The 14,542-nt window shown below is 35.6% G+C and carries 14 protein-coding genes; 5 read left to right on the forward strand and 9 right to left on the reverse strand.

What is annotated here, in order from left to right:
• Nucleotides 1-3: 3 nt before the first annotated feature.
• From E0Y80_RS06260 to E0Y80_RS06300, 9 genes are all read right to left on the reverse strand, one after another.
• Entirely contained in the window at nt 4-573 is a 570-nt protein-coding gene (locus E0Y80_RS06260) for a gluconate 2-dehydrogenase subunit 3 family protein (RefSeq protein ID WP_156306787.1), read from the reverse strand.
• Nucleotides 574-583: 10 nt separating this feature from the next.
• Entirely contained in the window at nt 584-2,008 is a 1,425-nt protein-coding gene (locus E0Y80_RS06265; protein WP_156306789.1) for a Gfo/Idh/MocA family protein, read from the reverse strand.
• A gap of 18 nt (nt 2,009-2,026) precedes the next feature.
• A complete protein-coding gene (locus E0Y80_RS06270; RefSeq protein WP_156306790.1) occupies nt 2,027-3,712 on the reverse strand; it encodes a GMC oxidoreductase in 1,686 nt (561 codons plus the stop codon).
• A 17-nt stretch (nt 3,713-3,729) separates the two neighbouring features.
• Nucleotides 3,730-4,980: a nucleoside permease gene (locus E0Y80_RS06275; RefSeq protein WP_156306792.1), complete on the reverse strand. Its 1,251-nt coding sequence runs from the start codon at nt 4,978-4,980 to the stop codon at nt 3,730-3,732.
• Between the two features lie 102 nt (nt 4,981-5,082).
• Nucleotides 5,083-6,009, reverse strand: coding sequence for a hydroxypyruvate isomerase family protein (locus tag E0Y80_RS06280; protein WP_156306794.1), 927 nt, complete (start codon nt 6,007-6,009; stop codon nt 5,083-5,085).
• A gap of 27 nt (nt 6,010-6,036) precedes the next feature.
• Entirely contained in the window at nt 6,037-7,017 is a 981-nt protein-coding gene (locus E0Y80_RS06285) for an FAD:protein FMN transferase (protein ID WP_156306795.1), read from the reverse strand.
• Nucleotides 7,018-7,044: 27 nt separating this feature from the next.
• Nucleotides 7,045-8,358 carry a Gfo/Idh/MocA family protein gene (locus E0Y80_RS06290; RefSeq protein ID WP_156306797.1) on the reverse strand — a complete coding sequence of 438 codons (1,314 nt, stop codon included), beginning with the start codon at nt 8,356-8,358 and terminating at the stop codon, nt 7,045-7,047.
• A gap of 40 nt (nt 8,359-8,398) precedes the next feature.
• On the reverse strand, nt 8,399-9,364 hold the full coding sequence (locus E0Y80_RS06295; RefSeq protein WP_156306799.1) for a formylglycine-generating enzyme family protein: 966 nt from the start codon (nt 9,362-9,364) through the stop codon (nt 8,399-8,401).
• A 100-nt stretch (nt 9,365-9,464) separates the two neighbouring features.
• Nucleotides 9,465-10,379 carry an AEC family transporter gene (locus tag E0Y80_RS06300; RefSeq protein WP_156306801.1) on the reverse strand — a complete coding sequence of 305 codons (915 nt, stop codon included), beginning with the start codon at nt 10,377-10,379 and terminating at the stop codon, nt 9,465-9,467.
• A gap of 121 nt (nt 10,380-10,500) precedes the next feature.
• Here E0Y80_RS06300 and E0Y80_RS06305 point away from each other — a divergent pair, with 121 nt between their 5' ends.
• The 5 genes from E0Y80_RS06305 (at nt 10,501) to E0Y80_RS06325 (ending at nt 14,523) form a co-directional block, all read left to right on the forward strand.
• Nucleotides 10,501-11,634: an acyloxyacyl hydrolase gene (locus tag E0Y80_RS06305; protein ID WP_231595976.1), complete on the forward strand. Its 1,134-nt coding sequence runs from the start codon at nt 10,501-10,503 to the stop codon at nt 11,632-11,634.
• A gap of 42 nt (nt 11,635-11,676) precedes the next feature.
• Entirely contained in the window at nt 11,677-12,372 is a 696-nt protein-coding gene (locus E0Y80_RS06310) for an SMUG2 DNA glycosylase family protein (protein ID WP_156306803.1), read from the forward strand.
• Nucleotides 12,373-12,374: 2 nt separating this feature from the next.
• On the forward strand, nt 12,375-12,896 hold the full coding sequence (locus tag E0Y80_RS06315) for a DUF488 domain-containing protein (protein WP_156306804.1): 522 nt from the start codon (nt 12,375-12,377) through the stop codon (nt 12,894-12,896).
• A 9-nt stretch (nt 12,897-12,905) separates the two neighbouring features.
• Nucleotides 12,906-13,115, forward strand: coding sequence for a hypervirulence associated TUDOR domain-containing protein (locus tag E0Y80_RS06320; protein ID WP_231595977.1), 210 nt, complete (start codon nt 12,906-12,908; stop codon nt 13,113-13,115).
• A gap of 136 nt (nt 13,116-13,251) precedes the next feature.
• Nucleotides 13,252-14,523 (forward strand): chloride channel protein, encoded by a 1,272-nt coding sequence (locus E0Y80_RS06325; protein WP_156306808.1) that lies wholly within the window; start codon nt 13,252-13,254, stop codon nt 14,521-14,523.
• Nucleotides 14,524-14,542 lie beyond the last annotated feature (19 nt).

Here is a 14,542-nt window from a genome sequence, read left to right on the forward strand (position 1 = left end):
GGCCTAAATTGCCCAAGCTTTTTCTCCTTTTTTGTAAGGATAATTACCATCGAATTTCCCTGGAATCTTCACATAGCGAAGCGCCTGTTTCATTCCAACTTCAGAAGTAAAGAAGCCAGTTAATGTTAACTGTTTAAGCATCGTAAAGAAGTGATTTGAATCTTCTTCTTTTTTATTGCTTTGGTATTCTTTAGCTTCTTTATCGTAATTATTCACAAATTGCAACTTCTCTTCTGCAGAAAGTTCAGCGAATCCTTTTTTGAATTCTTTTTTAGCACGATCATCTACACCGTTAAGACCTTCCAAGAAAGCTTTTTGGTCTTTTTCCTCATAACAATCACGGATCATCACAGGGATAAATTGACCAACTCCAGCTTCTTTGGCACCTGGTGTTTCAGTTTTCGGAAGAATAGCTTCGGCCAACTCCCCTAAGAAATCAGGAGTATCGCCTTCGAATAAAGATGCAACTTCTTTTGAAGCAGGTCTAGTACAGCCTTGTAAAAACAAGTTCGCGCCGATTACCGTACCTCCTACAATGAATGCAACGTTTTTTAATGCCTCTCTTCTATTCATTGTCTTAAAATTAGATTGTGTATTTAATATCCCAACCTTGACGATAATTACGTTTAACGAATTGATTAACGATATCAAAGTTAGTAACCTTCATATTTTCGTTATCCCATAGTAACTTTAGGTTACGTCCAGGATATCCTCCGTCAACGCGCAAATCTGCACCACGGATTGCTAAGTTCGCCATTAAAAGAGCTTCAGTTAAAGGTCCTGAAATCTCAAATGGTGCACTTACTTCTTTTTTACCATATCCAGCAATACAAGCTTCAACCCATTGTGCATAGTGACCACCTGCACCACCCTTAACGCGCTCATATTTCAAAGCTACATTTTCTTTCCTTGAAGTAGGAAGTAAACGAGCATTTTCACCATAGGTATCAGCAAGAATTTTACCTTTATCACCGATTAATAGAATACCATTACCACCATCACCAAATACTTCATTAGGACCTAATTCTTCAGGACGTGCTGGTTGAATACCACCATCCATCCAGTGAAGGGTAACAGGACCTGTTGTTCTCTTTGCTTTTGGAAATGTCATCGTAGCATGACTTGATGGAGGACAACTTTCTGGGAAATACCCGCGTTTGAACTCATCAACATATACTGAACCTACAGATGCTTGAACATCTTGAACATAGGATAAGCCTAATACCGAGAATGGTACCTCTAATAAGTGACAGCCCATATCGCCAAGTGCGCCTGTTCCATAATCCCACCAACCTCTCCAGTTAAATGGTACTAACTTATCTACAAAATCCTTTTGAGGTGCAGTTCCTAACCAAAGATCCCAGTTTAATTCTGCTGGAACATTTGCTTTCTGAGTTGGCCAAGAAATACCTTGTGGCCACACTGGACGGTCTGTCCAACAGTAAACCGTATGGACATTTCCGATTAAGCCAGCTTCGTACCATTCACGTGCCTGTCTTGGACCATCATTAGATGCACCCTGGTTACCCATTTGAGTAACAACTTTATATTTTTTCGCCGCATCTGTCAAAACCCTAGCTTCCCAAACATCGTGAGCTAATGGTTTTTGAACATATACGTGTTTTCCTAACTGCATGGCAGCCAAAGCCTGAATCGCGTGATTGTGGTCAGGTGTAGAAACAGAAACAGCATCAATATTTTTATGCTCTTTGTCTAACATCTCACGGTAATCTTTGTAAAATTTCGCTTTAGGGAAACGCTTTACTGAGCTCGCCGCTCTACGCTCGTCAACATCACATAAGAACGCAATATCCGCTTTGCCACTATCGTGAAATGATTTAATATCACTTTCACCTTTACCGCCGGCTCCAATACCAGCAACTACTAATTTATCACTAGGAGCAGTAAAACCAGTTCCTCCTAAGACGTGTCTCGGAACAATGCTAATTCCAGCTGCTGCTATTGTAGAATTTTTAATGAAATCTCTTCTTGAATTATTCTTACTCATAATATTGGGTTTAGTCAATTATAAATTTCCTTTTTTAAGTTCACTTACTGCATAATCAACAGCTCTTGCTGTCAAAGCCATATAGGTTAATGATGGATTTACACATCCAGCAGATGTCATCGCCGCTCCGTCCGTTACGAATACGTTTAATGCATCCCAAACCTGGTTGTTGCCATTTAATACTGAAGTCTTAGGATCCCTACCCATTCTAGCAGTTCCCATTTCGTGGATACCCATACCGAAATTATAACCACTATCATACGTATTTACATCCTTAACACCGATTTTTTCAAGCATTTCCTTCATCTCCTCAGTCATATCCTTACGCATTTTTTGCTCGTTATCCTTAATTTCCATGTCCATATCCAAAACAGGAAGTCCCCATTTATCTTTAACATTTTTATTTAAGGAGATTTTATTTTCATGGTATGGAAGGATTTCACCAAATGCCGTAAAGCCTACACCCCAATTACCCGGTTCGCACATCGCATCTTTCCAAGCACCACCTACCTGCATTTCTGCAATCTCACCAGACCAACGTCCACGGCTTCCAGAACCTTGGTAACCAAATCCACGTACATAATCACGTTTCTTCGTATCACTTGCGATGTTTACAAAACGAGGTACGTATAAACCTGTAGGTCGTCTTCCAAAGAAATACTTATCTTCGTAGCCTTCTACTCGACCTCCAGCACCCAAACGAAAATGGTGATCCATAGCATTGTGACCTAATTCACCACTACTACTTCCCAATCCACCTTCCCAAACATCAGTAGCTGAATTCATTAATACCCAAGTAGAATTAAATGCAGATGCACATACGAAAATTACTTTGGCAAAGAATTCATATGTTTTGTTAGTTTCAGCATCTACAATTTCAACACCTTTAGCTTTTTTAGTGTCCTTATCATAAATAATTTTGGTTACTATCGAAAAAGGTCTTAATGTTAAATTACCTGTTTTCATAGCTGGAGGTAAAGTTGATGATTGGGTGCTAAAGTACCCCCCAAAATTACATCCTAACCAACATTGGTTCTGATACTGACAGTTAATCCGTCCCGTGTGGGGTTGGGTAATATTTGCAGTACGACCCATAATAAAATGACGGTTTCCACCATACTCCTTTTTTAAGCGCTCAGCTAGGTCCTTTTCAACGATATTGAAATCCATAGCTGGCATGAAATCACCATCAGGAAGAACATCTAGTCCATCACGATTTCCAGAAATACCAGCCCATTTTTCAGCATAGCTGTACCATGGAGCAATATCTTTATAACGAATTGGCCAATCTACCCCATGACCATCTTTTAAGTTAGCCTCGAAGTCAAGGTCTCCTAAGCGGTAACTTTGACGTCCCCACATTAATGAACGACCTCCTACATGATAGCCTCTAAACCAGTCAAAACGCTTTGTTTCTGTATAAGGGCTTTCTTTTTCATTAACCCAGAAATCAAGGTTCTTCTCATTTAACGGGTAATCACGTTTTAATACCGGGTAATCCTTCTCCATCTGAACAGTTCTACCTCCTCTATGTTCGTATTCCCAAGTGTCTTTGTTGGCATGATAATCTTTGACGTGCTCCACATTGCGACCACGCTCCAACATGATTGTTTTCAAACCCTTCTCAGTTAGTTCTTTGGCGGCCCAACCACCACTGATTCCAGATCCGATAACAATTGCATCATATACATTATTGTCTACCATTATCTTTTAAATTTTAATTAGTTTTCAGTTTGAGTTTGAATAGTTTCTTTCTTAAAGAACAATGCAAAAATAATCATTACTACAAAGGCAATGCCTGCAGGAACAATCCATAACTTGTTCCAGAATAATGACAAGTCGGTATCCTTAATACTTACGTACATATCACTTACATAACCAGCCACCCAGAATCCAATTAACTGTCCTACACCATAGGTAGCCAATGTAATTAACCCTTGAGCTGCACTTTTATTATCCTTTCCTGCTTTTGAATCCGTATAAATCTGACCAGATACAAAAAAGAAATCATAACAAATACCATGTAAAGCGATACCAATTAATAACATAAATGTTTGTTCTCCAGCATTCCCGTAAGCAAATAAAGCATAACGGATTACCCAAGCCAACATTCCAATAAGGATGGTATTTTTGAATCCAAACCTTGTGAAAAACACTGGCAATAACAATAAACATAATGCCTCTGAAATTTGTCCTATGGTCATTTTACCTGTTGCATTCGCTAATCCGATTTCAGTTAAGAATGGATTGGCGTATTGATAATAAAATGCCAATGGAATACAGATTAGGATAGAACAGATAAAAAAGACCAGAAAGTTACGGTCCTTTAATAATTTAACTGCATCTAATCCTAATATTTTCGAGATACTTTCTTTTTCTCCGGTATTGCCAGCCTTCACAGGAGGGGTTTTAGGAAGAACAAAAGAGAATAATCCCATAATTAAAGATGCTATTGAGGCCATCATAAAGGTATTTCTCAATAAACCATCTTGTAGTCCTTGCGCATTGTCCCACTTAAATAAATAACTGATTGACAATCCAGCAACAATCCAACCTATAGTACCCCATATACGAATAAATGAAAACTCCTTTTCAGGGTTTTTCATTTGTCTAAACGAAACGGAATTAACTAATGATAAGGTTGGCATATACAGGATCATATAGCCAAGAACATATGGAAAGAAACTTGAAATCGTATCACTTTGGTATAATTGATACATTAAAAATGCACCTACCAAGTGAAGGATACCTAGGATCCTTTCAGCATTGAAATATCGGTCTGCAATCATACCGATAATAAATGGGGCTACAATTGCACCCCATGATTGGGTAGAGAATACGTTAGAAATCTCTAAGCCAGACGCTTTTAAGTTGTTTCCTAAAAATGTTCCGAGCGTCACGAACCAAGCTCCCCAAATAAAGAATTCGAGGAACATCATAAAAGATAGTTTAAATTTAATAGATGAAGACATTCTCACAGGTTTTATAAAAATCTTGTCATTTTAAAGATAGAGATAATATGCTAATATCAAAATTTAATAACGAATTTGTTTCATTACTAAATCCCTTTAGCATTAGAATGAATCCACCTCCCTGTAAGCTTTAACCAAGGTTTCTTCTCCCTCTTTTCCAGATTTTGACATCCCGTGTTCCATACCAACTATGCCTTTATATCCCTTCTCATACAACCACTTAAATAGGTTTTTATAATTTATCTCTCCAGTTGTTGGTTCCTTTCTTCCAGGGTTATCTCCAACTTGGATATAGCCGATTTCACTCCAACACATATCCATTAGAGGAATTAAATTTCCTTCATTTTTTTGTTGATGGTAAACATCATAAAGAATTTTACATGATGGACTATTAACTGCCTTACAAATTTCATAGGTTTGGTCTGTAAATCTCAAGAATAGATCAGGAGTATCACTTAGTGGTTCCAGGACCATTGTGATTCCATGGGGTTCAAAGATTTCAGCACCTCTCCTCAATCCTTCTACAACATTTGCTGTTTGTACACCAATAGGTAAGTTCCTAACATAATCACCAGGCACAACGGTCACATTTTTTGCATGACAACGCTTAGCAATTTCAACAGATTCTTTACATCCTTTAAGGAATACATCCACAAATTCTTGTTTACCTGCTGCTAAAGAATTTGCACCGTTTCCACCCTTAGGAACTACAAAAACTCCCATGGTCATACCAAGCTTAGCTAATAAATCGCCAATTTTCTTTTGTTCTTCTGCAGAACGTCCCGGCATTCCATTATCTTCAATCCCTCTGAAGCCAAGGTCATACATGTATTGAATTTCATCTAAAAAATTCTTTCCAGCAGAAGCGCTGAACATCCCTTGATGCGGGGCATAGTTTAATTTAAAAGGCTGATTAGCTGATTTTGTATCCATAAGGTTTGATGATTGATCTTTGGCAGAGAGTCCATTTGAAAATAATGAAGCTCCAACCAATAAGGAACTATTTTTTAAAAAATCTGAACGTTTCATTTAGGAATAAGTTTTAAAATTAAGTATTTAATCGGTTAGCAAATACTTTTGAAATCCAGAAGAATAGGCTTCTTTTACCTCACCATCTTCCAAATACATCAAATAAATATCAACTATATTTTTTGCATTCGCAAATGAAATTGCATCATCAGGCCTCATTGCCATAAATACATTGTCATATGCATCAGCTTCCATAGCTGAATTTGCTAAAACAGTAACCGAAATAGTTTGTGATTTTAAAGGGTAACCCGTTTTGGGATCTATATGATGTGAAAACTTGTAATTTTTTACTTCACGATACTTCTCGTAACTACCTGATGTTGTGATAGATTTATTTTCTAATTTCAAGACATAACTCTTGCCTTCTCCTGCCATCTCAGGTCTCTGTACTAAAACTTTAAAAGGTATCTTGCCAGGTTTTAGCCCATGTGATCGTATCTCTCCCCCCACCTCTACAATAAAATCATTGATATTATTCTCAATCAAAAAATCATATAATGCATCTACTGTATAGCCCTGAGCAATTCCATTTAAATCAATCTGAACTCCTTCAACTTTTTTAATAAGAGTATTCCCTTTAAGTTTTAATTTGTCCATACCAACAATTTTCAGCGTTTCCAAGATTCTAGCCGAATCAGGAATATCCGTTACTTTTTGTGGGCCAAATCCCCAGATTGATACTAATGGCATAACAGTAATATCAAACAAACCTTTTGATGCCCTATAAACCCGAAAAGATTCTTTCACAACTTTCAACATATGAGGATCCAACTTTTGTTTAACAGTTTTGGAATCGTTGAAAATAGAAATATTAGAATCCTTTTTATATAAGGACATGGATTGATCAATAATATTAAAAATGCTATCGATGGATGATTGTGAAATGCTTTGAACTGTGGAGTAATACGTAATAGTATAGGTTGTTCCTTGGGCTCTCCCGAATAGTTCGTGTTTCTGTAAAGAAGAAATTGGTTGCTGTGCATAAACACCGCAACCAATTAACATCATTGTAATAAAATTACAGAATTTTATCACTTAGATATATTTTTCAACATTGATACCTGGTACAGCAACAGGATAGAAACCTTCAGCATTTGGTAAAACTTTCGGTTTTGCATCCCATGAATAAGTAGTAGGCATGATATCGATATTCGATTGAATAGCTTCATCCCATTTAATAACTTTACCTGTATAACAAGCAATTCGACCAATGATACCTGTCAATGTACTATGTGCACCATATTCAGCATTGTCAAATTTATATTCACCTTTTGCGATGGCTTCAAATAATTCCTTATGCTCTTGTTGATATGCATTAGGATTTCCTTTAGGATCATGTCGATAGATTTCTTTCCCATCTGGACCCCACAAAACAGCCTGATTTCCAGCAGATAGATACACTCTACCTTTAGTAGCCTGGAATGTTTCATCAACTCGGTTTGAAATACCTTCAAAGTGACGACATTGGCTGTAAACAACAGCACCGTCATCATAAGTTAGTTCTATCGCAAAATTGTCATAGATCTCCCCATATTCCTTTCCAGTTCTTTGAGCACGACTTCCTGTCCCTTGGATTGAAACTGGAGTTTTACCTTTCACCCAGTTAGCAATATCGATATTATGGACGTGTTGTTCTACAATATGATCCCCACATAACCAATTGAAATAGTACCAATTTCTCATTTGATAATCCATTTCTGTTTGGTTAGGTTTACGAGGTCTAACCCATACGCCACCACTATTCCAATATACTTGACCAGAAACCACATCGCCTATAGCTCCGTCTTGAATACGTTTAATTGCCTCTCTATAGTTGGTTTGATAACGTCTTTGTAGACCAACAACAACATTTAATTTCTTAGCTTTTGCTTCCTTAGCAGCTGCCAATACCCTTCTTATCCCTGGAATATCTGTAGCTACAGGTTTTTCCATAAAAATATGCTTACCTGCTTTTACTGCCTCCTCAAAATGTATAGGTCTGAAGCCTGGAGGAGTACATAATAATACAACATCCGCATCTTTGATAGCTGCTTTGTAGCCATCAAAACCAACATACTTCCGGCTATCTGGTACATCAATCTTATCACCAAATTTTTCTTTTAGTGTTGAATAAGTTGAATCAAGATTATCTTTAAATGCATCAGCCATCGCGACCAATTTGATGTTTTGACCAGATGCAAAAGCGTCAAATGTAGCTCCGGTACCACGACCACCACAACCAATTAAGGCAATTTTTATAACGTCAGAACCCGCAGCAAATACGCTGCTTACTGAACTGCTAGTTAATGCAGCAGCGCCTACTAAGGCTGAAGAAGATTTTATGAAATCCCTGCGTTTTAAACTTTCCATGAAAATAGATTTAAATTGAGTATTATACGGTTTTATTTGATTAAAAATCTTTAATTGGAGCTTTGTCATAATACTCCATAATTTGATCATGCGACGGTTGATTTACCGGCCTAACTAATCTCATCCCAACAAATGGTGCTTCAGGAAACCACCAATTAGATTTTGGAATCTGAGGATCCAATTGTTTCCAGAATGGGTCAGATGCAATTCTTGAAGCTGAACGTAAATCTTTCGCCTCACTTTCAAATGATCCTCCGCGAACAACATGCGGATATAATTTTGTCGGAATATTTACCGGATTTGAAGCAACCTTTCCTTCAGATGCTTTGTAAAAGTCGGCATCATATTGATCATAAGTCCATTCCGAAACATTACCATAGATATCATATAATCCCCAAGGATTAGCCTTTTTTGTCCCAACTTTAGCAGTTTTACCCGCTGAATTATCTTTAAATACAGCAAAATCAGCCAATTGTGCAGCATCGTCTCCAAAGAAATATTCAGTTTCTGCACCTGCCCTACTTGCATATTCCCATTCTGCTTCTGTCGGTAATCTATAGAATACACCTGTTCTTACATATAACCACTTACAAAATTGAATAGCATTATAATGTGTCATTGCTAAAGCAGGTTGTCCATCTTTGCCAAATCCAAAAGTCATATCAAGATATGGCTTAGTAGGTCTTGTTACAGCATCAACATCAGCCGGAACTTTTCCATCATTAGATTTTGTAATTTCGTAATCCTTATATAAAAAAGGTTCAAAAATATTCCATGTTACCTCATAAGTACCCATCCAGAATGGGTCTAATTTTACTTTATGAACTGGTTTTTCATCTGCATTGGGAGATTTTGAACTTCCCATATTAAATTCACCTCCAGGAATCGCTTCCATTGTGAATTCCAAACTCGTCCCCTCAATCTTCTGCGTATAACGCTCATGTTTATCCTGAGCATTAGACATTTGTATCCCTGCTAATAATGCAAAGAATAAAACTCTTTTCATAAACTACTATAGTATGTTAAAACTTAAATAAAACTAGTATTTCGTTAAATTAATAGCAATAAAGATAAGCAATTCTAGAAATATTTCGATAACATTTAGGTTACATAAAGAAAGTAATCAATAGCTGATACCATATGAAAGTGGTCAATAAACCTATAGGAATACTAAGTCCAATCACACTATTGCCCACTTTTGTATTTAATTTAAATTGATTTAATATGATACTGGTTGCCACTAAACTAGGCATTGCCATTTCAAACATAGATACCTGAATTATTTCACCTTTCAATCCTAAACTTAAGGCAATTAGAACAACTAGTGCTGGAGCTAAAATAAGTTTATAGATCAAGGCATAGGAAATATTAGGAATCTCACTTTTTACAATTCCAAAATTCAATTGAAGTCCAATTGAAAATAAAGCTATTGGAGATACTGTTGATCCTAAAATTTTAAAAAAATCATCAAGACTACTTATATCGATGAATTTAGGAATAATAAGAGCTAACAAACATCCAATTAAAGGAGGAAATGTAAATACTCGTTTTAGAATGAATTTATAATCTACTTGTTTATTTTTTTTCAGACTTCCTTTCATCGCAATGATAACCCCTACACTTGATAATAAGAAAAAGGTCATTTGATCGCTTACAATACCAATTGGAAGTGCATCGACTCCAAAATATGCTGTAATTAATGGAAATCCAACAAATGAGGTATTACTTAAACCGGCAATTAACATTAATGTATGGGACGTTCTCTTTGAAATACGGGTAACTTTCTCAACAATATAGAAAAACAAGACTGACCCCGATAAAACAAGGATCGGCCCAAGCATCGTAAATATTAAGCTATTATTCCAGGAAAGTTTTGGAAGAAAATTGAAGGAAATTGCAGGAAGTCCAAAGTATAAAACCCAAGCGTTTAGCGCTTTAAAACCATCTTTGGCGACCCAATTGAATTTCCTACTGATTATTCCGGCGGCAAGGCAAAAAATAATAAGGATAAAGTTTGACACGATTTAAAATTTATTAAAGAATTAACTATCATTTGAAACAAAAATGACATAGCCTGCGTTCTATGCCCCAAAGTTATTACTATTTTTGTCCTCTGATCGTAAATTCCATAAATATTATTCTGTGACTCGCTTATTCATATTTTTTACCTTCCTAATCTTTCCTTTTATAGGGTATAGTCAACTTTCAGAACTTACGAAAGAAATAAAATCCAGCCCCTTAATATTAGAACTTGAGACAGAAAATGGAGGAATCTTAGCTCAGAAAGGATTAAAATCAAGCACCTATGAAGGCGCATATTACAATGGATTAAATTTTAAAATTGGCTGGAAACAAAGAGCGAAAAAAGATCAATATTATCAAATTTACAATTACCCCATATACGGTATCGGATTGTATTCGAGCACCTTCAATACAGATATCTTAGGTAGTCCTTTCGCCATATACGGTTTTGTACAAACTCCAATTGCGCCTAAAGAAGATAGTAGATGGAGTTATGATTATAGAATTGGGTTAGGATTGTCAGGAAACTTTAAACCCTATAATGAAAATGAAAATCCACTTAACCTCGTAATTGGCTCTAAAAACAATGTCTTTATTGATTTGGGGATTAGGACACAATACAAAATTAACCCGCATTGGAAAGCAGGTGTTGGATTAGCATTTCATCACTTTTCAAATGGAGCATTAAGACTTCCCAATAAGGGTGTTAATCTAGTGCCATTAACGTTATCAGTAAATTATCAATTGAACCCAGAATTAGATATAAGAAGAGATTCAATATTAAAACCCTATTCAAAGAAAATCCTTTATCATATAAACTATGGGGTTGGGTTTAAGCAATTAAAAGATGATTCAGACGAAAGATTCTTTAAAACAACTTTAAGTGCATATGCCAGCAGACATGTTTCCTATAAATGGAGATTAGGAGGTGGTTTTGATTTATTCTATTCATCCTCTGGAAATGATGCTGAAATTGCAGGAGATAAATCCGGAAAAATTGGCTCCAAACTTTCTGGCGGTCCTTCATTATATGTTGCTCATATCTTAAATGAAAGATTGGTATTAAATGGTAATGTCGGCTATTATTTGCATAACCAAAGATTTAATGGAGAAATAAGACGAGTCTTCCTCCGTGCAGGTGCCAGATATTATGTTTATAAAAACATAAATGCCGGAGTTTCGATCAAGGCACATATGGGAAAAGCTGATTTCATCGAATGGACCGTTGGTTATACATTTAATAGAAATAAATAGAAACTTTTAAAGGATAGTTTTGTTCCCCTTAAAAGTTTAACTATGCTAAGAAAATTTGCTGAAAGGGTCATTCAGTTCAATAAAAACCTTCAATATCCAGGACAATTGCCTAGGGGATATTATGTTATGAATCCCTTCAACGACAATCCAGAAACCATGGATGTTATGCAGCAATTTTATAATAAATATTATTCTGATAATAATTCTCGAAAGTTTATAGTTGGTATAAATCCTAGTCGACATGGAGCAGGTGTTACCGGTGTACCCTTTACTGACACTAAAAGGTTGGAGAGTATCTGCGGAATCAAGATGATTAGTGCTAAAACTCATGAAATATCATCCGTATATCTGTATGATGTAATTCAAGCATTGGGAGGAGCAAAATCTTTTTATGCTGATTTTTATATAAACTCTCCGTTTCCATTAGCCATAATCAAGGAAGTAAAACCTGGACAATTTATAAATGCTAATTATTATGATGATGCTCAATTATTTCTAATGGTTAAAGATTATATGATTGAGACTTTACGTAAACATTTTGAGTTGGGTTTGGATCGGAATGAAGTCTTTGTGTTAGGAAAAAGAAACGCCATTTTTATTGATAAATTAAATAGAGAAGCAGAATTATTTGACAAACTCACAATTTTGGAGCACCCAAGATTTATTCAACAATATAAGTCCAAAGATAAGGATCTCTATATTGACAAATATTTAAATGCATTTTCCAAAGAGGACTAAAAATGAATGTAATTTACAGCATAGGACATTCAACTTATCCAATCCATGACTTCTTGGAGATCTTGGATTCCTTTAATATCCAACTATTGGCGGATATAAGGCGATATCCAGGCTCAAGGAAATATCCTCAGTATAATCAAGATGCATTAAGAAAATCTCTGGAAGAACATGGAATTCAATACCAGTATATTGATGAGCTAGGCGGGAGAAGAAAACCAAAAAATGACAGTCATAATACAGGCTGGAAAAACCTCTCATTTAGGGGCTATGCCGATTACATGGAAACGGACAACTTTCTAAGTGGCATAAACGAACTTGAACAGTTTGGAACTAATTTTAAAACTGTCTTCATGTGCTCCGAATCACTTTGGTGGCGATGCCATCGATCATTGGTATCCGATTACCTAAAATTAGAGGGTTGGAAAGTTTGGCATATCATGGGAAAAGAGAAAGAAATTGAACATCCATACAGCTCTGTTGCTCAAATAATTAATGGTCAATTAAGTTATTCTTTGTTTAAATAAATAATAATTATGGAACGCTTTAACATTGGTGACAAAGTAACTTGGAATTCTGAAGCCGGAAAAGTCACTGGAACAATAATTAAAATACATACTAGCAATTTCAATTACAAAGGTTATACTCATCATGCCTCGGAGGAAGATCCACAATATGAAATTAAAAGTGATAAATCTGATCATATTGCAGCTCATAAAGGCAAAGCACTAACCCTAATTAAATAAAATTTCCTGTAACATTTCACCTGACAAATCATTAGACTTCATGCTATAATATGTAAATTTGAGACGATCGAATCAAGATTTATCAAATAAATCAATTCCTCACTAAACTCAATCTCATATTGGAATAAGATCTAAAATGAATAGGAAAAAAGTTATTCAACAGAACTATTTTAAGCTATTTGGAATCTCCTTAATTGTAGGATTATTAAGCTCTCTTCTAGCCCTTGCACTACGATACATTACAGAAAAAACTGAACATCATGTTTTTAGCTTTATCAGTAATACAAACCCATTATTGTTTATTATTTTTCCAACTATAGGAATTACCATCATATATTTTCTTAGAAAATTTGTTTTTAAAGGCCGTAAAAACAAGGGAATCACTGAAATATACAAAACATTAGATCTCCGTAAAGATCATCTCCCCTTGTTTAAAATTCCTTCACACTTTATAAATGGTTTTTTAACGGTGATATTTGGGGGATCATCTGGAATCGAAGTTTCAACAGTGGTTTCGACAGCAACCATAGGAAATGAAATCTATAAGAAAAATTATTCCGCAAAACTTTATAAAAGAGAACTAATCTGTGCAGCCTCTGCCGCAGGAGTCGCTATTCTATTTTCAAGTCCATTAGCCGGACTATTGTTTGGCATAGAAGTAATAAGCAGAAAATTTAAAAAAACTATCTTAATTAGTTGTATGGGTTCTACTCTGGTGGCAGCTTTCTTTCTGTATATTTTAGGAAATGAACCCATAATCCCTCAGGAACTAACTGATTGGCAATGGAAATCAGTACCCTTCTTTATATTATTAAGTTTTTTTGCAGGATTATTTGCTGTTGGATTTACTTTACTAGTAATCCATACCAAATCATTTTTCGGGAATATTAACAATAATTTTATTCGGGTCAATTTAGGTGCTATTTCAGTTGGACTACTTATTTATTATTTCCCGGTTTTATTTGGGGATAGTTATCATGGATTAAATGAGATATTGTCATCGGAATCGAATTCAATTTGGTACCTTCTTTTATTAATATTTTTAAAACCATTGGCGTCATCCTTAACATTGGGTGCAGGCGGAGATGGAGGAGTTTTTGCCCCTAGTATTATTGCTGGAGCATTTATGGGATTGACAATGGCCATATTTTGTAAAACGGTTTTACACATGGATATTAATCCAATAAATTTTGCATTAATCGGCGCCGGATCTGCCCTTTCAGCAGCAATCTACGCTCCTCTTACCAGCATCATTCTGATATGTAATATTGCTCCAAATGGATATATCCTCATAATACCACTTTTAGTTTGTTGCTTTATTTCAAAATTCTTTGCCAATAAATTATTACCTTATAATGTTTATACTTATGATATGTATAAAGACAATCTAAACAAATCCTCCATTTAATGGATTCATTCAACTTAAA

The organism is Sphingobacterium endophyticum (genome assembly GCF_009733535.1).
Classification (GTDB): Bacteria; Bacteroidota; Bacteroidia; order Sphingobacteriales; family Sphingobacteriaceae; genus Sphingobacterium; species Sphingobacterium endophyticum.